Genomic DNA, 22,454 nt, shown 5'->3' on the forward strand with positions numbered 1-22,454 from the left:
TCAGACCCGGGCGTCAAACGCCGGGCACGGGGTCCACTTTGACCAATTCACGCGTGGCCCCATCGGCCACCACGCGGCCACGGTCCAGCGCCACCACGCGGGGACACAGGGCCAAGGCCCGCGCACTGTGCGTGACCAAAATCAAGGTCGTGCCCTTGAGCTGCGCCAGGCGCTGCACCAGCAATTTTTCGGATTCCGGGTCCAGGCCATTGGTCGGCTCGTCCAGGATCAAGACTTTTGCGTCCACGGCCAAAGCACGTGCCAGTGCCACCTTTTGGCGCTGGCCGCCCGACAGGTTGCTGCCGTACTCTTCCACGGCTTGGCTCAGGCTCAAGCTGCCGTTGCCCAGGTCGACATCCAGGCCCGACAGGTACAAGCCACGCTTGAAGGCCTGCAGACGCTGCTCGGGGCTGGCGGTCAAGGCCAGACCGGCCAGGATGTTGCTTTCTAACGTGCCCGCCACCAAGGTGGCTTCTTGCGGTTTGAAGCTCAGCCAGCTGGCGCGGCTGTGCAGCGGGTATGCCGCCAGCGCCACATCGTCCACCCGCACCTCTCCCGCCGTCGGGTCAATGGCGCGGGCCAGGACTCTGGCCAAGGTGGACTTGCCCGAACCCGGACGGCCCAGCAAAGCCACGCGCTCGGCGGCACCGATGTGCAGGGTGATGTCTTTGAGCGCCTGCCCTTGGCCTTGGCCGCCATAGCCATGGCCCACCTGCAAGAGCTTGATGTCCCCCTCGACCGCTCGCGCAGGCGCGTCGGTCACGGGCTCGGCATCGGGCGATGGTGCATGCAAAAACGGATTGAGCGCGGCCAGCGCATCTTGCAGCTCGCGCCAGCGGCCCAGCGTCAGCAGGGCCTGGCCCACCAAAGCCAGGGTGCGCCCGGCCAGCATGCCCACGGCCACCATGGCGCCCTGGGTGATGAACTGGTCAAACACCAAATAAGCCCCCAGCACCAGCAAGCTCACCGAGCAGCCAATATAGACCGCCTGGCTCAGCAGCATCTGGCGCGTCATCTCGTGGCGCTGCAAGGCCTGAAAATCGGCGTGGTCTTGCGACAGGCTGGCAAAACGGGCCTGAAAGCGCTGCCCTACATGGCTGGTGCGCAAAGCGTCCAGTGATGACAGTGCATCGGCCAGCAAGGCGAATTTGCCGGTCTGCAACTGGCTGGCATGGCTGCCAATGTGCTTGGATCGGTTCTTGATCCAGGTGCCCAAGACCACATAAACGGCCGTCCAGACCATGAGCATCAAAAGCAGTGGCCAGGCGATCCAGCCAATCACCGCCCAAAGGATGAAGATGAAGGGCAGATCGGCTAAGGCCAGCAAATAGTGGGCCGAGAAAAAATCGCGTGCACTGTACAAATCGCGGTAAAGCGAAACAAAGCGTGCCGTCATGCCCGGCTGACTGCCCGCACGTCCACCAGGCTGAAGCAGGGACTGGAACAGCACCGCATCCACACGCTGGTCCAGCACCTGGGCCAGGCGCTCGACCTGGCGGGCACGCAGCCAGCGCAGCATCACCTCCAGTGCCAATGCCAACAACACGCCGATGGCCAGGGCCCACAAGGTTTCAAAAATGCCGTTGTGCATGACCTTGTCGTACACCAGCATGGAAAACAGCGGCAAGCTGATCACGCCCAAATTGATCAGCAGGCTCGACAACACCAGGCCTTGCAGGCGCCCTTGCAGAATTTGGGCCACCCATTGCCAATAGCTGCGGTGGCCGTCGCGCTGGTGCGGCAAGCCCACCGACTGGATAAAGAACGCCGGACCGGGCATGGCTGACTTGGCTGCCACTGCCGCGCCCGGCTGCAAGGTGTTTTGGGGATCATGCGCCTGCCCCGCCGCATCCACCCGGCAGACCGACCACTGCCCGGCGGCCAGGGGCCAGAGCCAAAAGCCTTCTGTCAACGCATCCACAGGCAGGCCTTGCGGCACCACACGCAACTGCAAGCCGGACTCGGCCATGCTTTGGCGCAAGGCGGTCCAGCTCATGCCTTCTTGCGCGGCGCCTTGGTCCAGCCAGTCTTGCAGCAGCTCGGCCCAGCGCGATGCAGACGATGCGCCCTGGCGCTGCGCTTCTTGCTCCAGCCAACGGCAGGCTTGCTGGGAAGTGAATGCGGCGGGCATGGTCAAGCGGGGTATGACGATTTCAGGTGACATACACGATGTTCACATGCGCAGTGATACCGCCGCCAGTCAAGTTGAAACTCCCTGCACCCTGAGCCAAAGTGTTGTCGCCCCCTGGACTGTAGGTGTCGCCGTCGTCCAAAATCAAGGTCAAGTTCAGAGGGCTATTTCCTGGATCAACCAAAGCCTTGATACCTTGAGCGGTCAATGTCAAGTTTTGGTTGCCATTGCCACTGAGGTCCAGTTTTTCAAACCCGATAAATTTGTTGTCCACGATGGTGGTCGTGTCCAAGGACCAAGTGTTGCCAATGTCCAGCAGCTTCAGGGTGTCAGTGCCCGCACCACCATCCATCACAAAACTGCCGCCCGTGCTGCTGCCTAAAATGAAAGTGTCATCGCCAGCCCCGCCTGAGCCCTGGTCCGCTGTCAAATTCTTATCTGAGAAATTCAACACATCGTTGCCATCACCGCCACTGAGGGTATCGACCCCCTTGCCCGCCAACAAGATGTCATTGCCAGCGTTGCCCGTCAGGCTGTCATCACCATCACCACCATCGAGCCGGTCTGCGCCAGCACCACCGATCAAGGTGTCGTTGCCGCCACGTCCATCAAACTGCATGGCCGTGGCACCCGCCTTCATGGCGTCCCCAAAAGCGCTGCCCACGATGCTCTGGATGTTGGACAACTGATCCCCTTGGGCAAAACCACCTTGCTCGGCGCTACTGTCCGACACATCAATGTTGACCGCCGTGGAGGCGCTGTAGTCCGCCGTGTTGGTGCCGGAATTGCCTTCCAGCGTATCGGCACCCAAACTGCCATACAGCGTGTCATCGCCTGCGCCACCTTGCAATATTTCATCGGTGGAACGGCCATACAAGTTGTCGGCAAAGCGGGTTCCGATCACGCCTTCGATGTCGGCGGCATAAGTGTCGCCCACCGCATCACTGGTGGCACCAGCGACGGTGTCCATGCGAATGGTCAATCCCTGCGTCAAGCCAGTGCGCTCATAGTTGACAAAGTCTGTGCCATCGCCGCCCACATAGCTGTCAGCGCCCCCGGCCCCGGTCAGGATGTCGTTGCCCGCTGCGCCGACCAAGGTATCAGCTGCGCTGCCGCCCACCAGCCATTCGATGCTTTGCAAGCTGGTGTTGATGCCTGAGCCTGTCACCGTGCCATTGACCAAACTCATGTTCAGGGCCGAGGTGACGCTGGAGAAATCTGCCGTGTCATTGCCTGTACCACCGATCAAGGTGTCATTCCCCAATGTGCCCTTGAAGACATCATCGCCTGCCCCACCGCTCAGCACGTTGTTATGGGCATCACCCTCCAGAACGTCGGCCAGCGTTGTGCCCGTCAAATTCTGGATGTTTGTGTAAGTTTTGTTGGCGGCCCAGCCGGTCAGCGTGATGCCAGGCGTTGCCATCAAAGAAGCCGACACACCCGCGCTGGTGGAGGCTTCAAAACTCACCGTGTTGCTGCCAGATTGCGTGTCAGAACCCCCATCAATGGCCATGGGCGAGCTGCCTGCCCAGAAAGTGTCGTCTTTGGCCGTGCCAATGACTTTTTGGATGTTGGAAAACACATCGCCCTTGGCCCAATCAGTGCCCTGGCCTTGACCCACCAACAAGTTGGACAAATCAATGATCAAGCCCGTGGCACCGGTGTAGTTGGCATAGGTGACCACATCCACGGATGGGACCGTGGTGTCCGACACACCGCCGTCCATCAAGTCGGCGCCCTCGCCGCCCATGAAGGTGTCGTTGCCGGCACCGCCTACCAAGATGTCGTTGCCCGCGCGGCCATCGAGCTCATCGTTGCCAGAACCACCGTCGAGGGTGTTGTCCTGCGCGTCGCCTGTGAGCAGATCGTTGAATGCAGACCCCCTCAAGCCCGAGATGGACTGGTACACGTCCCCCTGCGCATCACCCGTATTGGATGAGGGCGCGATCAAGGAAGCCGTCACGCCCACAGTCGCCGTCTCATAACTGGCCACATTCAAGGTGTCCGAGCCGTCAGTGGCCGTGCCGCCGATCAAGGTGTCAGCACCGGCACCACCGATCAGGGTGTCAAGGCCTGCGCCCCCCATCAGCGAATCGTTGCCATCACCACCATTGAGCAGATCGTTGCCCGTATCGCCATCCAATGTGTCTGCCCCCCCCAATCCCATCAAGCTGTCGTTGCCGGCTCCCCCGCTGAGCCAGTTGTCTGCCGCGCTGCCGGACAAGCTGTCGTTGCCGGTGCCACCCACCAGGTTCTGGATGTTTTTGATCAGGTCCACTTCTGCGTTGGCCCCTGTGGCCAGGGTGACGGTGACAAAGCCGTTGCCATCGACCACGCCCAAATTCACCAGCAAATGGCTGGTTCTCTCGGCATAGTTCAAGGTGTTGATGCCCTCACCACCATCGAGCGTGTCATGCCCCCCGCGCCCGATCAGTGTGTCGTTGCCCAGCCCGCCTTCGAGCTTGTTGGCTTGTGCGTCGCCTGCAAGCACATCATGGCCTTTGGTGCCGATGATGTTTTCGATGCTGTCGTAGCTGTCGCCTTTGGCCATGCCGCCTTCCCAGGCGCCGCCGCCCACGCCACGTCCACCGTCCACAGTCACGGTGGCACTGGTTTGGTTGTCACGCGCCAAATCCACATCCACGCCCAAACTGTCGCCTGAGATTTCAGACGCGCTGTAATCCACGGTATCGGTCACGCGGGTGGCCCCTGTGTCACCCCCTCGAATCCAGGTGCTGGCGGTTGAGGCTAAAAAGGTGTCACTGAATTGACTGCCCACGAAGACTTCGATGGACGCAAACGCATCGCCCACAGCATCTGTCAAGCCACCGGCGCCACGCTCAGTTCTGGCCATGTCAATGGTCAGGGCTTTGTCTGAATTTTGATAACTGACCGTGTCTGAGCCATCGCCTCCGTTGAGCAGGTCGTTGCCCGCCCCGCCCACCAAGAAGTCGTTGCCACTGCCGCCCAGCAAGATGTCGGAACCTGCCATGCCATACAGGCTGTCGTCGCCCGAGCCGCCGGTCAGTTGATTGCTTTTCAAATCGCCTTCGAGCCAGTCATTGCCGGTACCACCGATCAGGTTTTCAATGCCTGAAAAGGTCTCGGTACTGCCTTGTTGACCTGCGGTGGCGTTGTTGGTGCCGCCTGTGGACAGACTCACCCGCACCGGCGTATTGATGCCCTCATAGGTGACGACATCCACGCCGCTGTCGGACTCGGCGCTGCCACCAAAATACTGGTTCAACCCGTTGCCGGTGTTGCGCATGACGTCATCACCCTCGCCGCCATAAAACACATCGCTGCCACCACCGCCCACCAGGGTGTCACCACCTGCATTGCCTGAAATGACGTTGTTGGCCGCATTGCCTTCGAGCTTGTCTTCAAAGTTGGTGCCGACCAGGTTTTCGATGTTGTTGAAGGTGTCGCCTTGGGCATCGCCCGCCGTCCCCCCCGTTAACAGGCTGACTTCTACCTTGGCTGTGGCAAAGGCATAGGTGGCCGTGTCTATGCCATCACCGCCATCCAGTGCGTCCTGGCCCGCGCCGCCATTGAGCGTGTCGCTGCCCTCACCGCCCGCCAAGGCGTTGTCACCCGCATCCCCCGTCAACTCGTCGTTGTATCGGCTACCCACCACGCGCTCGATGGACTCCAATTGGTCGCCAGCAGCCGCACCGGCATTGTTTTCCTGGTTGGCCAGATTGATCACCACCTTGTCCAGGGCGTCGGAGTAATCGGCTGTGTCACTGCCATCGCCACCGAAGTAGAGGTCGCCACCGCCACGGCCGATCAGAACGTCGTCCCCCCTGCTGCCAGACAGCACGTTCGCGCCGACATTGCCTTCCAGAGTGTCGGCAAACGCAGAACCCGTCAGGTTTTCAATGCTGATCAGGACATCGCCCTGAGCATCACCAGTGTTGGAACTGGGCTGTGTCAAACTGGCTCTGACCCCTGAGGCAGCCCCCAGATAGGCGGCCGTATCGACGCCTTCGCCACCGCTCAAAGTGTCTGCGCCAGCGCCACCCGTCAGGATGTCGTTGCCCTCACGACCGTAGAGTTTGTTGACCAGCTCATTGCCCGTCAGTTGGTCATCGAATTGAGAGCCAATGACCCCTTCAATGCTGATCAAAGTGTCGCCTCGGCCATCATCGCCCGCATTCAAACTGGCCTCAGCCAGGTTGACAGTGACTGAGCCCAGTGCGGTTTGGTAAGAGGCGATGTCCAAACCATCGCCCCCCGACAACAGGTCGGCGCCCACACCTCCGATGAGCGTGTCATCGCCTGCGTCGCCAAACAGCTGGTCTTTCCCGTCACCGCCATCCAACAGGTCATGGCCAGCGCCGCCCACCAAGGCATCATCTCCGACACCGCCTTGCAGCACGTCGTTGCCATCCCCACCGTCCAGGGTGTCTTGGCCGACCAGACCCATCAAGGTGTCGTGACCGGCGCCCCCTGTCAGGCGGTTGGACTGCGTGTCGCCTGTCAGTTGATCATTGAACTGTCCGCCCAGCAAGTGCGCAATCCCGATCAGGACGTTGCCTGCTGCAGCGCCTGCGTTCTGGTTTGAATCGGTTAATGAGACAAGGACATTTTGAAGGGCCGTTTCATACGACACGGTGTTTTCTTCTGCGGGCAGCAAATCCAGAGCATCGAGTGCAAGCCCACCCACGAGGGTGTCCAGCCCCCCGCCGCCGGCCAAGGTGTCGTTGCCTTGGCCGCCCAACATCAGGTTGTTTTGTGCATCACCCAACAATTGGTCATGAAAATTTGAACCCACCACGTTTTGAATACGGGTGTAGGTGTCGCCCGAGGCTTCGCCTGCCTGACCAGCGCCCAAAGCCAAATTGACGATGACCGCGTCTTGCGCCAGTGCAAACGACACCGTGTTGTTGCCCCCCCCAGCGTCCATCACGTCAGCACCTGCGCCGCCGATCAGCAGATCATGGCCTGCGCCAGACATCAAGGTGTCATCGCCCGAGCCGCCCAGCAGCGTGTTCTGGCCATCACCGGCATTGAGCAGGTCATTGTCCTCGCCACCTTCGAGCAGGTCGTTGCCGTTGCCTGCGCTCAAGGTGTCGTTGCCGACCCCGCCCACCAGCGAGTTGTCACCGCCACCCGCATTGAGCACATCATGGCCTTCGTCACCCGTCAGGGTGTCGTGGCCTGAGCCGGCATTCATGGTGTCATCACCCGCACCGCCCCAAAGGGTGTTCTGACCATCACCGGCATTGAGCGAGTCGTTGCCTTCGCCGCCCGCAAGTTTGTCGTTGCCGCTGCCTGCGCTCAAGCTGTCATTGCCGCCTCCCCCCACCAGTGAGTTGTCACCGCCACCTGCATTGAGCAGGTCATTGCCGGCACCACCGTCCAAGGTGTCATGGGCTGCGCCGCTGTTGAGGGTGTCATCGCCTGCACCGCCTGTGAGCAGATTGACGCCTTCGCCTGCATTCAAGAGGTCATTGCCAGCACCACCGTCCAAGGTGTCACTGGCTGCGCCGCTGTTGAGGGTGTCATCGCCTGTGCCGCCCATGAGCAGATTGACGCCTTCGCCTGCATTCAAGAAGTCATTGCCTTCACCACCATCCAGCAGGTCGTTGCCTGTGCCGCCGATCAAGCTGTCATTGCCTGCCTCACCATACAGACTGTCATGACCCGCGCCGCCATCGACCACGTCATTGCCACCTTGGCCACGCACAATGTCATTGCCAAACCAGGCCTGGATGTTGTCGTCGGCATCCCGACCCGTGATGTTGTAGTTGAAACCATTGGCGGGCAGCTGAAGAATGGGGTTGCCATTGCCGTCCAGCTCATAAATCTGGTTGACCTCGTTGATGCTTTGGTATTGAAAGGTCAGGGTTTGGTCAACACCACTGATGGTCTTGCCCGTGGCATCCAGATATTGCACCAGCATCTGGAATGTGACTTTGGACACCTCACCCTCGGCCAGCTTCCAGGTCACGGGCAATTGCAATTTCTGGTTTGCAGTGGACAAGGGCACAACAACGGTTGCAGCGTTGTTGATGTCCTGACCATTGAGCGTGAAACCCATGCGCTCAGGCAACTCTGCTGCGGCCGCTGACCCAAACGTGCTGAGCTGCACTTTCAAACTGGTGGCGTTGCTGGGCGCGTCCAGATTCAACAAGGCCGAGGCCCTGTCCGGATTGGTGTTTGCAGCAGGGGGTGCCACTGATGTGGCATTGGCCTGCACTTTGACCGCCAACTGCTGCATGCCCACCATCTTGTCGAAGGTGGTGGCCGCAAAGGTTTTGGTGCTGTCCGCCGTTTCAACACCGCTGACTTTGGGGTCCACGGCCCCCGTCAGGCTGGGGATTTTCAAAGCCGTCAGGTTGGAGGTGCTTTGGTTGTTGGTGGTGAACTCGGTGCCGGGCGAGGAGGCGGGGCGCAGCACCACAGGGTCGGCCAGGTTGTCCGCGAGTTTCAGGGGGATGATGGGCTGTTCGGCGACCGGGGAGTCCGACAACTTGGCGTTTTGCAAGGACTGCAGCAGCTGCGTCACTTCCTCGACCGCTGGCCCCTTTTGCGTGTCGTCGTCGCCCTTGCCCAAGTTCAGGCCTTGTCCACCTCGTGGCTCGTTGTTGACCAATGTGAGCTCTGTGGAGCTGATCCGAAAACTGGCGGCCTCTGAGGGTTTCATGACCCCCACTTGCTGAAGCAATTCGGAGACAGGCATTTGCTTGCCATTGCTGAAGATGACTTTTTGAATGGCGTTGGTGGTCGCCAAAAAAGCCCCTTCACGCAGCAAGATGCCGTCACCGTTGTCCAGCAGCAGCAGCATGTCCAGATCAAGCACCTGCACGGATTTGACCTGACTGCTCGTGACAGCCACCTCAAAGCTGCTGGTGCCGTCAACTTCTTTGCTCTCGACCACCTTCACATTGCGCGGCCCTTGTTGGACGCTCACAGCTGTGGACGCAGGCGCATCGCTGACCACGGCGCCATCTGTCACAGGGCCTGGCGTGCTCGCTTGTGCCAAAAGTATCGGCAACATGGGGGCATGGGGTGTGAGTGGGGTGTCCATTTGTTTTTCCCTGAGAGTCAAATTTCAAGCAGTCGTCGCGAACCTGGCAGGCAGCCTTCAGCTGCTGGCACCCGATGGATTGCTGGTCGTCACTGGCTGCTGCCGCAGCTCTTGCACCAGCAAGCTCAGATGGCGCTCTTGCTGCGCACCTTGTTCATGCTGCAAAGCTTCGATTCGGCCAATCAGGCGATTGAGGATCTCGCCTTCTTCGCGCAAAGCCGATGCCAGTTGCGAGCTGTGCACATCATCTGTCGTGCGCTGGTGCACCATGAGTTCCTGGTGCTCGCGGATCACGCTGTCCAGGCTGACAAAACTGCTGCCCAGTGCATTGAGCGCTTGCTGGATGCCGCGCTGCTGGTCGGCCATGGCCTGACGCAATTGCACCAACTCCTGCCCCGATTGCTCTTGACGCAGCAACACTTCACTTTGCTGGGTCAGGGATTTGTTGAACTGACCATAGCTGGACTCCATGACCTGCAAGACCGATTCCAGACGATTTTGCTGGGTCACCAAGGCCGCAACAACTGCGTTTTCGCGGTAGGCCGCAGGGGTCACTTCGCGGGCGATTTCGCGCACGGCCTGCACCGTCAGGTTCAGGTTGTCGAGCATGGCATTTTGGCCTTGCTGGTTTTGTTTGAAGCCTTCGCTCAGTTCAGCCCAAAGCTGAACTTCGTTGCGCTCAATGCGTGCCGACAGTGTGCCCAGCGAGGTGATCAGATCGCGCACCCGGCGCTCGGACTGCTCCAAGGCCACCGTCAGCGCTTTCAAGATGGGTGACTGCTCAGCCACCACATTCAGACTGGCGGTCAGCTGGTCTTGCTTGTTTTCTGGGGCCGCGTGTGTGGTGAAGTCGGTCAGGTACACCAGGCGCGAGTGCATGGCCGCCACCAGTTCACTGGAGCAACGCTTTACCCCCACCATGAGCACGCTCATGATGAGCGAGCCCAGCACGCCGAACAAAGATGCACTGAAGGCCACCCCCATGGATTTCATCGGCGAACTCAAGCGATCCACCAAGGTGCGCACTGCAGCGGCGGCATTGCCTGACTCCACCATGGTGAAGGCAGAGATCAGCTTGCCGATTTCTTCCAGCGCGCCCAGCAGGCCAATGAAGGTACCCAACAAGCCCAAGCCCACCATGGCGCCCGACAGAAACTGCGGCAAATACAGGCGCATGTTCTGACGCGATTCGAAGCGGTGCACCTCTGACTCCAGCGCGGCATGCTGCACATCACTGATGGGCGCATTTTGCGTTTCCGCCAGGAACTCCAGCACGGTGCTGACGTCATAGCGTTCACCCAACACCATCTCACGCAGTGTTTCTTGCGATGCGCCGTCGCGCGCTTGTCGGAAAAACTTCTGAATGAATGCGCCCTCGCGATTCATGCGGTGCACGGCGTGCAGCATCATGCCCGCGCCCAGCGCCATGAGCAAGAAGATCAGGTAGTTGATCTGAGGGTGCGGATTGCCCCGCATGGTGCCTGCCACCTCTTGATAAAAGAAGACAAAGCCCAGCAGGACCAGCAAAATCGGCAGGCCAACAAAAAAGTAATAGGGTTTGAGTCGTTTCATGGAGACCTCGGTTGCTTGAGTAATTGTTGGAAGTAAAAACTTAAAAATGCTCGGGGGCGGGTCGCCTTCAGGACGGCTCTCTCAGCGCCTGCGTGGCAAAGCGCATCAAGGGCGACACCACATAACTGAGCACACTGCGTTGACCGGCCACGATGTCGGCGCGCGCGGTCATGCCGGGCAAGATGACCTGCTCGGCCAAAGCACCTTTGGCCTGCCCCGTCTGAATCAACACGCGGTAATAACGCTGCCCGTTTTCGTCGGCCAAGGTGTCGGCACTGACTTCAGTCACTTGGCCCTCCAAAGCGCCGTAAATGGCGTAGTCATAGGCCCCAATCAGCACGCGGGTGGGCAGGCCTGCCCGCAGCCGCGCCCGATCGTCCGGCCGCACACGGGCTTCTACGGCCAAGGGGCCTTCGCTGGGGGTGATTTCCAGCACCACTTCGCCGGGACGAATCACGCCACCCAAGGTGTTGAAATTGAGTTTGTTCACAAAACCGGCCACCGGGGCGCGCACGTCGTTACGGGCCTGGCGGTCGCTGTCGTTGCTCATATTGAGCTCAAAGCGCTGGATTTCAGCGCTGATTTGGGCCAGCTCGGCACGCGCTTCTGCGCGAAAGCGGGCTGTCGATTCGTTCAATCGGGACGATTGTTCTTCGATGGCCGCCTGCAGCCGGGGAATGGAGCTGGTGATGTCGCCTTGCGTGGTGCTCAGGCGCTGCAAGCGTCCCTGGGCGTCCAACCATTCCAGCTGGGATGCAGCACCCTTTCGGTACAGCCCTTCGACCACGGCCAATTGCTTGCGGGCCACATCGACTTCGGTGGCCATGTTTTTCAGCCGGTTTTGCGCTTCGCTCAACTCGGATTGGCGCTGGTTGATTTGCTGGCGCAAAGCACCCTGCTCGGCGCGGATCTTTTCTGCGCGTTCGCGAAACGCTGCACGCTCCAGGTCTTTTTGTGCGTCGGGCACATCAGCTGGAAATTCAGGCAAAGCAGCGCCCGTGGCTTCGGCCTTGAGTCGCGCTTGTTGGGACTTGAGGGTCACGATGCGGTTTCGCCCCTGCTCCACATCGGTATTGACCTGTGTGCCGGACAAGCTCAACAAAATGTCGCCTGCCTTGACGTTTTGACCTTCCCGGACCCGGATGTCGCGCACGATGCCGCCTTCGAGGTGCTGCACCAGTTGCGCCCGCGTGGAGGGGATGATGCGGCCTTCTGCGCGCACCACCCTGTCCACGGGCGCCCAGGCCGCCCAGATCAGCAAGAGCAGCAAGAACAAGGCCAAACTGAGTAACCAGCGGCGTTCGTGGCGTTCTGACAGCGACAAACGCAATGCAGCTTCACTCGGAGGCTGGTGCAGTTGCTGCCAAAGTTTGCGGAGTTTCATGCGTCAGGCTCTGTGCATTCAAGGGGCCACATTGACGGTGACGCGGGCGCTGTCTGCACCGGCTTGGACACTTTCCATCACCCGCATCTGGATCAAATCACCGGGCGTTCCGGCCTGAATCAGGACATTGCGCACGGCCACTGCGCGGTAGTACCCCAAGCGAGAGGATTCGCTGAAGCCCTTGGGCGTGATGACGGTGATTTGCCAGCGGGTGGTTTTGATCGGCCCAAAGCTGTTCAAGCGCGTCACGACGCTCTTGGACTCTTCGTTGGACAGCGTGACCACTTTGGGATCAAAGTTGACGATCAAGCCCGCCCCCACTGTGTTGACGCTGGATTCACCTTTGGCCTCTTTCACCACTTCCTGCCTGGCTTGAACCACTTCCATCTTGGGGGCGTTGTTGGGCACATTGTTGGCCGTAGTGCTGCTTTCTGTTTTGGCTGGCTGTTCTGCTTTGCTTGACTGATCAGTTTTGGCCATGCTGGGTGCGGCGGACGTGCTGGGGGCTGCCGTGCTGCTGGAAGTCGTGGTTGTGCTTTTTTGCAATGCCTCCAAGCTTTCCTTGAGTTTGGCATTTTCCATTTGCAGCTCTTGCAACCGCGCGGCATGCGTGTTGGGGTTGTCGTTGACGTATTGCACATCTTGCGGCACGGTACCTTCGCGCGGTGTGCCCTTGGTGGTTTCTTCCAACACAAAGCTCAGGATCACGATGCACATCACCGCGATCACGAACAGCAAATTGATCGCCAGGTTCGAGATGGCGTCCACATAACCGGGCCAAAAAATATCGGATGCGTCGTTCGAATCGGAGGAGCCAGCCATGGGTTAGCCTTTTTATTGGAAAAGAAAAATCAAAAATCACTTCAACTGGATGCGGGCCTGCTCACGCAGGGTACTGAGTTGCCCCATGCTTTTGAGCAGTTGCGCCTGGGCCAGCATTTGCTGCCCCAAGGCTTGCGTCAGTTTCAGTCGGGCGTCATACAGGCTCTGGCTGGCATCAAGGGCTTCCAGCAACGAAGAAATGCGCCCCACCTTGAGTTGTTCGCGCACGGCTTCGGTCACACGGCGTGCCGCCTCTTGCTCTTGCTGCCCCAAGCTGATGCGCAAAGTGGCTGCCTGGAGCAAGGCGAAATCGGTGTCCACGTTTTGCGCCAGACGCTGCTCATTTTGTGCCAGCTTGCTTTGCAACTCGGACAAGTCTGCCGATGCTTCCTTGCCGGCAAAATACTCCTTGCCCCCCAAAGACAGCGCCCAGTTGACCACCACCAGCGCACGGGTGTCCTGGCGCGAGCCCATCACGCCCCCGTTGTTGGTGGCGCGGTCATCTTCCAGACTGGCCAGCACCGTGGGCGCTGCACGGCCGTATTGGGCGCGCACCTGGGCCTTTTGAGCTTCCACTTCGGCACGCAGTGCCGTCAGCTCGGCATTGGCTTTCAAGGCCTTGTCCCGGATTTCGGCTTGCGTTCGGGGCAAGGCAGGCAGTTGGCTCAAAAAGGGCAGGTTCAGCAGTTGCGGTGAAAAACCCAACAGCCGCTCCAATTCGAGCAAACCGCCTTTGTAACTGGCCTGCTGCTCCAGCCGGGCCTGGCGCGCCGCCAGGACCCGTGAACGGGCACGTTCGAGCTCGGCCTGGCTGCTGGCCCCCGATTGCGAACGCTGGTCTTGGTAGTTAAGGATGCTCGACAAATTGCTCAACAACTCGTCTGAGAAATTCAGCGTGATGCGACTGGTCGTGAGGTTGATCACGGCTTTGACCAGGTTCAGGGCAACTTCCTGCTCCATCGAAGCGCTGCGCAGCATGGCCGCGTCCAGCGTCAGTCCGCTGGCCTGCCAGGTTTGCCAAGCCGGGTAATTGACCAGTGGCTGGGTCACACGCAAGGACGTGTTTTTGTAATCGTGTCCGCTGTTGTTCAAGGTGGCCGTGGTGCTGTTTTCATTGCCCTTGGCGTAACGCGCTGAAAAAGAGGGCAACAAATCAGCACGACTTTTGGCGACGCGCTGACGTGAGCTTTCCTGGCGGGCCTTGACCGCCGTCAGCTCGGGGCTGAACTCCAGACCGGCCAACAGCAAGTCGGGCAAAGAAAAAGCCACTCGCTGAAATTCGGTGGTTTTGCGAGTCACCACGGAAGTACCCAACCCCCCTTCTGGCTCGGGCAGGTCGATTTCGGCCTTGCCCGTCAATTGGGCAAACGTCAGGCTCTGGCGAGAAAAGTCCGGCGTCGACAGATTGACTTTGGCCGAGACCTCGACCGGTCGGCGCAGCACCAGGGCTTGTTCGGGCTTGGGCAAAGTGGGCAAGGCAAGGCCCGTCTTGGCCGCTGTATCCACGGGCGCTTTGGCGCGCACCGCGTCTTTCCAGGGCTTGTAACGGTTCTGAAGTGATGCAGGCAATTCTTGCCCCAGGGTGTTGGCCCGGTCCATGGGCTTGTCCTGATCAGCAGTGACTTGATCAACCAGGCTTTGTGTAGCTTGGCGCTGGCGTTCAATCTCGGCGTCGGATGTGGCGGCACTGGCCTGCGCCCACACCGGCGAGTGCAAAGCCAAGGCCATGGCAGCGCACAACACGCCAGGATTGAAAGTCTGCCTTTGCATGCGGTGAGTGGGCAAAATTGAGCTGGAAGTCGAGGTTTTTTTCATGGCATTCACCGTTCTCTGAGCGCTTCTCGGGCGCGCATGACAGGCTTGAACAGATAGGTCAGAACCGATTTTTGTCCGGTCTTGATATCCACTTGGGCCAACATGCCCGGAATGATCGGCAAATTTTTGCCGTCCGGCGTTTTCAAACTCGCGCTGTCGGTGCGAACCAAGACGCGGTAATAGGTTTCTTCTCGACGCACCTCATCGCGCAGGGTGTCGGGGCTGATTTGCACCAGCCGGGCATTGAGCCAGCCGTACACGCTGGAATCATAGGCCGTGATTTTGACCACCGCCTCCATGCCAGGGCGCAAAAACGCGATGTCTGAGGGGCGGATGCGGGTCTCTATCAGCAGCTTGTCGTCCATGGGCACAATTTCCAGCAGGTCCTGCCCCATCTGGATGACGCCGCCCAGGGTGTTGATGCGGATGTTTTTGACCACGCCGCGTTTGGGTGCTCGCAAGATGGTGCGGCGGAAGTTGTCTTCCTTGCCCGTGAGGCCCTGACGCTGCGAGCCCATTTCGGCCTCGACACGCGCCAGCTCGGTGGCCGCATCGGCCTTGAATTTGCCCGCCAATTCGCTCAACCGGCCTTTGGTCTCGGAGATGGTGCGCTTGATGCGCAGCACTTCGAGATCGGACACATAGCCGCTGGCGGCCATGGGCTCGGTGATGCGCAACTCTTCGGTGGCCAGCTTCAGGGTTTGTTGCTGCGATGCAATGCTGCTGTCCAGGCTGCGGCGTCTGGCCTCAAAGGTGTCACGTTCATTGCGCGTCAATTCCGGGGCTCGGCGCAGCAAGTCGGCCGGAAAAACCGGGCTGCCCCCCTGGGCCTCGGCACGCAAACGCACAGCTGCGGCCTGCAAGGCGTCGATCTTGGACTGCCCTTCACGCACTGTGGCGCCTTGGCGCGCATCGTCAATGCGCAGCAAGGGCTGATCGACCTCGACCGTATCGCCTTCGGCCACCAGCAGCTCAGCCAGAACACCCGATTCCAGGCTCTGAATGACTTGTTCGCGGCTGGTGGGAATGACTTTGCCCATGCCGGTGGTGACTTCTTCGAGCTGCGCCCAGCCCGCCCACAGCATGAACACCAGCAAGACCACGGCCGTGGCGTAAAGGCCTGCGCGCAACAGGGGTTGACGCTCACGCAAGGAAGCGGCGTACACATCGTCCAGCAGATCCAGATCGGCCTGCAGCTGGTTTTTTTCACGCAGGCGCAGGATTTTTTGCGTCAGCGCCTGGCGCTCTTGCAAAGACTTGGCGGACGATGCCGGTGTGGGCAGGCCAGACGCAGCGCCAGCGACAACAGAACGGGGTGCACTCATGCAGTCCTCCCAATGGCGCGCTTGACGCGGCCTTCTTGCACCGCCTGCAGCACAGCCTCTTTGGGGCCATCGGCCAAAACCTGACCGCTGTCGAGCAAGACCAGGCGCGTCACCAGACTCAGGGGTCCGGGGCGGTGTGTGGCAATGACCACGGTTTTACCGGCCAACTCGGTCTGAAGATTGTTCAGCAAACGCTGCTCGCTGGCAGCATCGAATGCGCTGGTGGGCTCGTCGAGCAAGACCACCGGGCAGTTGGCCAGCAAGGCACGGGCCAATGCCACCATCTGCCGCTGACCGCCAGACAGGGCCGCACCAGCCTCGCCCAAAGGCATGTCCAAACCCTGTGGATGCACAGCCACCCAAGGCTGGATGCCTGTGAGCTGCAAGACATGCTGCAAGCGTGCGTCGGACACATGGGGCGCGGCCATGAGCAAGTTGTCGCGCAAACTGCCCCGAAACAAGACCGCATCCTGACTGACCCAGGCCAGTTGAGCGCGCAAATCAGCGGGCGAGATGTGGGCCATGTCCAGACCATCGAGCAAGACCTGCCCCTGGGTGGGCGGATACAAACAGGCCAGCATCTTGAGCAGTGTGGATTTGCCGCTGCCCACAGGCCCCATCAAGGCCACATGCTCGCCAGGGGCCAAGTCCAGATTTTGGATCTGCAGCACAGGGCGTTCGGTATAGGGGTAGCTGAATTGGAGTTGGCGCACTTGCAAATGCCCCGTGGATTTGTGCAGGCCCATGTAGCTACGCTGGGGCTCGTATTGGCCCGGCAAACGCATGATGCGGTCCAGGGTTTTGAAGGCCCCAACGGCATGCTGATAGCGGGTGAGCAAACCCGCCACTTGTGCCAAAGGCCCCAGAGCCCGCCCCGCCAGGATGGTGCAACCGATCAAGCCACCGGCTGTCAGGCGACCTTCCAAAATCAGGTAAACACCCCAAACGATCAAGGCGGTGTTGCACGCTTGTTGCACAAATTGGGTGAAATTCAAGGTGATGGCCGACACCCAGCGGCTGGTCATGGCGCTGCGGGCGGTGGTGGCGCTGATGCGTTCCCAGCGGCTTTGCATGCGGGGCTCGGCGCCCATGGCGCGAATTTGTTCCAGCCGTTCCAGGGTTTCAACCATGAAGCCGAGTTTTTGAGCGCTTTCATATTGGTAGCGCGCAATGGATTCACGAATCGGCCATTGCGAGGCCCAACCGGCCAAAAACACCAACACCGCCCCGACGATGGGCACCCACACCAGGGGACCACCGAAAAAGCCAATGACGCATAAAAACACGATGACGAAGGGCACATCGCTCAAGGTGACCAAGGTGGTTGAGCTGACAAAGTCACGCACCGATTCAAATTCGCGCAACTGGCCTGCAAATTGACCGCTTGAAACCGGACGGTCTTGAGCCCGCAAATTCAGGGCCTGTTTGAAAATGCGTGAGGACAAGAGCAAATCGGCCTTTTTACCGGCCACATCCACCAGATAACCCCGCATGGTGCGCAGCCCTAATTCAAGCAGGCCCGCCAGCGTGACCCCCAAGGCCAGCACCCACAGCGAATGCAAGGCCGCATTGGGAATGACGCGGTCATACACATTCATCGAGAACATAGAAGTGGCCAATGCCAGCAAATTGATCAGCATCGCGGCCAAGGTGCTGTCCAGATAAAAACCTCGCAAGGTGCGAAACACACTCCAGAACCAATGCGTGCCGGACGGTGGGATGTCCCCTTGTGGCTGTCCATTTTGAGGGGCTGACGGATGTTCAAGCGTTGAATCTTGGCGAATGCGCGCGTGCAAACTCCAGCCTGCACTTTCGGTTGCCAATTGCTGCACCGGCACCCACTGAGTCTGGCCAGCGTTCAGGCTGTCATTCAGGTGGGGGGCAATCACTTCACAGGCATCGCCTTTGCGGCTGAGCAAAACGGCAGCCCAACCACCTGCCAACCCAATCACCACCGGCCCCAAACGACTGTCGTATTCAGCGGGCTTCAAAGCCGCTATCTGAACATCCAGGCCATGACTTTCCAGGGTTTTTGCTGCGGCCAGCAAACTCAGGTCTTCGTCGCCAAATTCGGCCGTTTGCGCCATCAGCTCGCGTGCAGAAACACGCTGTCCCAAACGCAGTGCCAAATGACTGAGCGCCTCAAACACAGAAGGCTGCAAGCTCATCGACCCGCCCCATCCAAATGTAGACCCGAAAGCATCGTCAATTCACTCACAACTGCAACACCGTGGGAAGAAGACCCTGTAAGCCCATCAAGCGAAAAGATGCCTTGATCTGGTCCATTTCGGATGACATTTTGTTGGACTTGGCAGTGAACAATTCATTTTCAGCATTGAGAACGTCCAGCAAGTTGCGACGCCCGATCCTGAATTGCTTGCGGTTGGCGTAGACCATCTCCTGCGCGTGGTTGACGTATTCATCAAATGACGCCAAGGACTGGGTGTGGGCCAAAAATTCGTACCAGGCAGAACCCACGCGTTGCTGCAACTCATCACGGGCTTTTTCAAACGCAAATCGCGTGGCCATCTGCGTGGATGTGGCGGCATTCAAGGCATGTGCAGCGGCGCCTCCTGCCCACACCGTCCACTCGGCTTGAACGCCCAGATAAAGATCAGATTGCTTGCCATGAATGCCGTTGAAATCGCGCCCGGTTTTGCCCGTGGCGTCCAGATTCACACGGGGGCGATAAGGGGCTTTGGCCAAGGCAATCCCTTGCTGCGCTTGCTCCACATCGGCACGTGCCACCTGCAAGGCAGGACTGGCATTCAAGGCTTTTTGGTAGGCCTCTTCCAAACTTGCAGCAGGGGTCAATACACGCAGTTCAGGTAAATCGTGTACCTTGGGCAAACCGGTCAAGCTTTGAAACTCCAGACGAGCCTGCTCCAATCGCATCAAACGCGAGGTCATGACCGACTCGGCCAAAGATGCGCGACTCATGGCAGCGGGCAAATCAGCTGCTCGCCCCAAATCCAGCTTGGCAATGCCTTTGACCTGTTTGACATAACCCCGATGCATGGACAAATTGTCTTGTGCCAAAACCAGCAACTGCGACGCCCTGAGGATTTCCACATAAGCCTCCAAGGTGCGCAGCATCAACTCTTCACGTTTATCGACCAGCTTCCAGTCCGCACCAATGGAAGATTGGCGTCTTTGCTCGGCCTGAGCCTCCAAACCCTGGTCCAGCAAGGGCATGGTCATGCGCAGATAGGCTTGGGCTTGCTTGTAAGAGTTGGACACATTCGCGGCGTTCAGGCGCTGACTTTCTTGACCCGTATTGCCGCCCACCACCACACGCGGCTTGAATTGCGCCTTGGCTTCTTTGAACTGCTCTTCTTGGGCACGGCTTTGTGCTTCGGCTTGCAAGAGCTCTGGGTGACGCTGAAGTGCCATTTGCACGTAATTCACGACCGCGGCGGGAATCTGGCGGTTTTCCTCTTGCTCGCCAAGTGACGAACTCGAAGAAAGCACCACGGTGGGCGGCAAGCTGACCGACGGGGTTTGCGCACTGGCCAAACCGACCGGCATTAAACCCACGAAAAAACCAAAAATCACCAAAAAATGAAACACTCTCATACTCCGAAGGTGGCTCAATAGGCATTGAGCATGACATAAGTTGACCCTCAAAATTGAAAAATGAAATGGCACGAAAGACAACTGTGATGGGAGTTTATAGCTTAATTATTTTATATTCATCAGATTAGAAAACAAAATCAATTAATATTCATAAAAATTCATTAAATATCATAAAAAATTGATTTATTTAACATATTCAGCATTTTAATGAACTTTAAAGTCTGAATTTTATCTTGTGCTGACATGTTGTATAAGGAGAGAGTCATTCCTCTGAGACAAAAGGTCACTCTATGCATCACAACATCGCCATCATTGGTGTCGGCATGGCCGGCGTGGTTTGCGCACGCACCCTGCGCCAAGCTGGACACAGCGTCACCTTGTTTGAAAAAAGTCGGGGGGTGGGCGGACGCATGGCCACAAGGGCCAGTGCCTTTGGCAGTTTTGACCATGGTGCGCAGTATTTCACCGTGCGTGACCCGCGTTTCGAGCTGGCTTTGGGCACCGTGCCGGGTCTATGCAAACCCTGGAGTGCCAATGCCGTGCGCGTGCTGGACCCCAATGGTCGCGTCATCGAAGCGGGCTTGCCCGGCGGCGAGCGCCACTGGGTGGCCACGCCAGGCATGAATGGCCTGGTCAAGGCCTGGGCGGCTCCGCTGCTGGAAGACGGCAATGTGCAGCTGCAAACCCGGGTGACACACATCAGTGCTGACCCTTTCAAGAAAAACAATTGGCAACTGCACACAGAAGGTGAAGACGGCAGCCAGCATGTATTTGGAGGCTTTGACCGCGTGGTCCTGGCCATCCCGCCAGCACAAGCCATGACCTTGCTGCAAAGCTCTGGGCTGAACGACCAGGCGACCCCCTTGAAAGATGTCCGGGTAGATCCTTGCTGGACGCTGATGCTCGCCTACCCCCAAGCCGTCCAACCCGGCCTGATCACCCTCGGACCCCAATGGAACGCAGCACGCAGCACGCACCACCGCATCGCCTGGATGGCGCGTGAATCGTCCAAGCCCGGTCGCGAGCGCATCGAGCGCTGGACCGTGCAAGCCAGCGCCCCCTGGTCGGCCGAGCATGTCAACGACACACCCGAGCGCATCACCGGTAAGCTGCTCAAGGCTTTTGCAGAGATCACCGGCATCCGCGCTACGCCTGCACATGCCGAAGTGCACCGGTGGCTGTACGCCAAGACCTCGCAGCCTCTGGGACAGAGTCATTTGTGGTTCAAAGATCAGGGCATCGGTGTGTGTGGCGACTGGTGCACGGGCCACCGGGTCGAAGACGCTTTCGTGTCGGGCCTGGAGTTGGCCCTGTCGGTGCTCAAAAAGCGCTGACCCCCCATGGAGTGGCAAGGGCTTGGCCCATCCCCTGCGCAGGACTGGCCAGGCTACATCGGGCGCTTTGCCCCCTCGCCTACCGGCATGCTGCATGCGGGCTCCTTGGTGGCCGCTTTGGCCAGCTGGCTGGATGCACGCACCCATCAAGGCCAGTGGCGCGTTCGGATGGAAGATGTGGACACGCCGCGCTGCGTGCCCGGTACAGACCTGGCCATCTTGCAGCAGCTGGCGCTTTGCCACTTGGTGCCCGATGGCCCCGTGCTTTGGCAAAGCCAGCGCGGCCAGGCCTACCAAACTGCGCTGGACACCTTGATCGCCCGAGGCTGGGCTTATCCCTGCGGGTGCTCACGCAAAGACATTGAATTGGCGCAAACACGATCCCTGCTGCGCCACCACGCAGCGGTGTACGCCGGCACCTGTCGCAGCGGCCTGGGTGGCAAAACCGCCCGGGCATGGCGACTGAACGTGCAGGCGGTTCAGGCTGCATTAAATCTTCCTCGCATTACCTCATGGCACGACCGCAGACTCGGATGGCAGGAACAAGATGTGTTGGAGGCTGTGGGCGACTTCGTGCTGCGCCGCGCCGATGGTTTGTGGGCCTACCAACTGGCCGTGGTGGTGGACGATGCCGCGCAAGGCATCAGCCATGTGGTGCGTGGGGAAGACCTGGCCGACAACACGGCGCGGCAAATGCTGCTGCAAAAAGCCTTGAATTTGCCCACGCCGCAATACCTGCACACCGCCTTGGTGCTGGGCGCCAACGGCGAAAAACTCAGCAAACAAAACGGTGCTCAGGCGCTGGATTTGCAAGACCCACTGCATGCCCTGAGGCAGGCCGCGTCAGCCCTGAATTTGCCCGTGCGGGCAGATGTCACGGATATAGACGCCTCACTGGCGCATTGGACGGACCATTGGCGCGCTCAGTACGCGCCCAATACCCCGATCAAAGCTTGACGTCGGACTCTGCATCCTCTTGTGCTGGCCAGTCGCGGATATAGGCCTTGAGCATCTTGTTTTCGAAGTTCTGGCTGTCCACCACCGCTTTGGCCACGTCGTAAAAACTGATCACACCCATCAGCACACGGTTGTCCATGACGGGCATGTAGCGCGCATGGTGCTCCAGCATCATGCGGCGCACATTGTCGAGGTCGGTCTCACCCGTGCAGGTCAGCGGTTGGGCATCCATGGCCTCGCGCACGGTGGTGTGGCCCACATGACCGCCGTTCTTGACGATTTGTTGAATCACTTCACGAAAAGTCAGCATGCCCACCAGATCGCCTTGGGCCATGACCACCAGTGAACCGATGTCTTTTTCGGCCATGTCGTTCATGGCGCGGGACAGGGGTTCATCGGGGTGCACGGTGAACAGCGTGCCACCTTTGACGCGCAGGATGTCGTTGACTTGCATGGTGTGTCTCCTTAGGGTCGAGTGCAGTGTTAATTGGTTTCCAATATA

12 protein-coding genes are annotated in these 22,454 nt (G+C 59.3%); 2 read left to right on the forward strand and 10 right to left on the reverse strand.

Annotation, left to right across the window (positions count from 1 at the left end):
• Positions 1–13: 13 nt before the first annotated feature.
• The 9 genes from AMM33_RS05595 to AMM33_RS05635 form a co-directional block, all read right to left on the reverse strand.
• A complete protein-coding gene (locus tag AMM33_RS05595) occupies positions 14–2,131 on the reverse strand; it encodes a peptidase domain-containing ABC transporter (RefSeq protein ID WP_194945259.1) in 2,118 nt (705 codons plus the stop codon).
• Between the two features lie 22 nt (positions 2,132–2,153).
• Positions 2,154–9,167, reverse strand: a complete 7,014-nt coding sequence (locus AMM33_RS21790; RefSeq protein ID WP_194945260.1) for a hypothetical protein — start codon at positions 9,165–9,167, stop codon at positions 2,154–2,156.
• Between the two features lie 57 nt (positions 9,168–9,224).
• Positions 9,225–10,739: a coiled-coil domain-containing protein gene (locus AMM33_RS05605; RefSeq protein ID WP_090139391.1), complete on the reverse strand. Its 1,515-nt coding sequence runs from the start codon at positions 10,737–10,739 to the stop codon at positions 9,225–9,227.
• 67 nt (positions 10,740–10,806) lie between these two features.
• Complete coding sequence (locus AMM33_RS05610) at positions 10,807–12,123, reverse strand: HlyD family type I secretion periplasmic adaptor subunit (RefSeq protein WP_090139392.1); 1,317 nt, start codon at positions 12,121–12,123, stop codon at positions 10,807–10,809.
• Positions 12,124–12,141: 18 nt separating this feature from the next.
• The gene (locus tag AMM33_RS05615) at positions 12,142–12,945 is read right to left on the reverse strand and encodes a hypothetical protein (protein ID WP_090139393.1); all 804 of its coding nucleotides are present in this window, start codon (positions 12,943–12,945) and stop codon (positions 12,142–12,144) included.
• A 36-nt stretch (positions 12,946–12,981) separates the two neighbouring features.
• Positions 12,982–14,715, reverse strand: a complete 1,734-nt coding sequence (locus tag AMM33_RS05620; RefSeq protein ID WP_228767971.1) for a TolC family protein — start codon at positions 14,713–14,715, stop codon at positions 12,982–12,984.
• Between the two features lie 50 nt (positions 14,716–14,765).
• Positions 14,766–16,085: a putative HlyD family type I secretion protein gene (locus AMM33_RS05625; RefSeq protein WP_090139395.1), complete on the reverse strand. Its 1,320-nt coding sequence runs from the start codon at positions 16,083–16,085 to the stop codon at positions 14,766–14,768.
• On the reverse strand, positions 16,082–18,253 hold the full coding sequence (locus tag AMM33_RS05630) for a type I secretion system permease/ATPase (protein WP_090139396.1): 2,172 nt from the start codon (positions 18,251–18,253) through the stop codon (positions 16,082–16,084). The genes AMM33_RS05625 and AMM33_RS05630 overlap by 4 nt, the downstream gene beginning before the upstream one ends.
• A gap of 46 nt (positions 18,254–18,299) precedes the next feature.
• Positions 18,300–19,655 carry a TolC family protein gene (locus tag AMM33_RS05635; RefSeq protein ID WP_194945261.1) on the reverse strand — a complete coding sequence of 452 codons (1,356 nt, stop codon included), beginning with the start codon at positions 19,653–19,655 and terminating at the stop codon, positions 18,300–18,302.
• A gap of 296 nt (positions 19,656–19,951) precedes the next feature.
• Here AMM33_RS05635 and AMM33_RS05640 point away from each other — a divergent pair, with 296 nt between their 5' ends.
• Together AMM33_RS05640 and gluQRS are read left to right on the forward strand one after the other, a co-directional pair.
• Positions 19,952–20,995 (forward strand): NAD(P)/FAD-dependent oxidoreductase, encoded by a 1,044-nt coding sequence (locus tag AMM33_RS05640; RefSeq protein WP_194945262.1) that lies wholly within the window; start codon positions 19,952–19,954, stop codon positions 20,993–20,995.
• A gap of 6 nt (positions 20,996–21,001) precedes the next feature.
• Complete coding sequence (gluQRS, locus tag AMM33_RS05645) at positions 21,002–21,952, forward strand: tRNA glutamyl-Q(34) synthetase GluQRS (RefSeq protein WP_090139398.1); 951 nt, start codon at positions 21,002–21,004, stop codon at positions 21,950–21,952.
• Here the strand turns inward: gluQRS and AMM33_RS05650 are convergent.
• The gene (locus tag AMM33_RS05650; RefSeq protein ID WP_090139399.1) at positions 21,942–22,406 is read right to left on the reverse strand and encodes a CBS domain-containing protein; all 465 of its coding nucleotides are present in this window, start codon (positions 22,404–22,406) and stop codon (positions 21,942–21,944) included. The genes gluQRS and AMM33_RS05650 overlap by 11 nt on opposite strands.
• Positions 22,407–22,454 lie beyond the last annotated feature (48 nt).

The organism is Limnohabitans sp. DM1 (genome assembly GCF_001269385.1).
Classification (GTDB): domain Bacteria; phylum Pseudomonadota; class Gammaproteobacteria; order Burkholderiales; family Burkholderiaceae_C; genus Limnohabitans_A.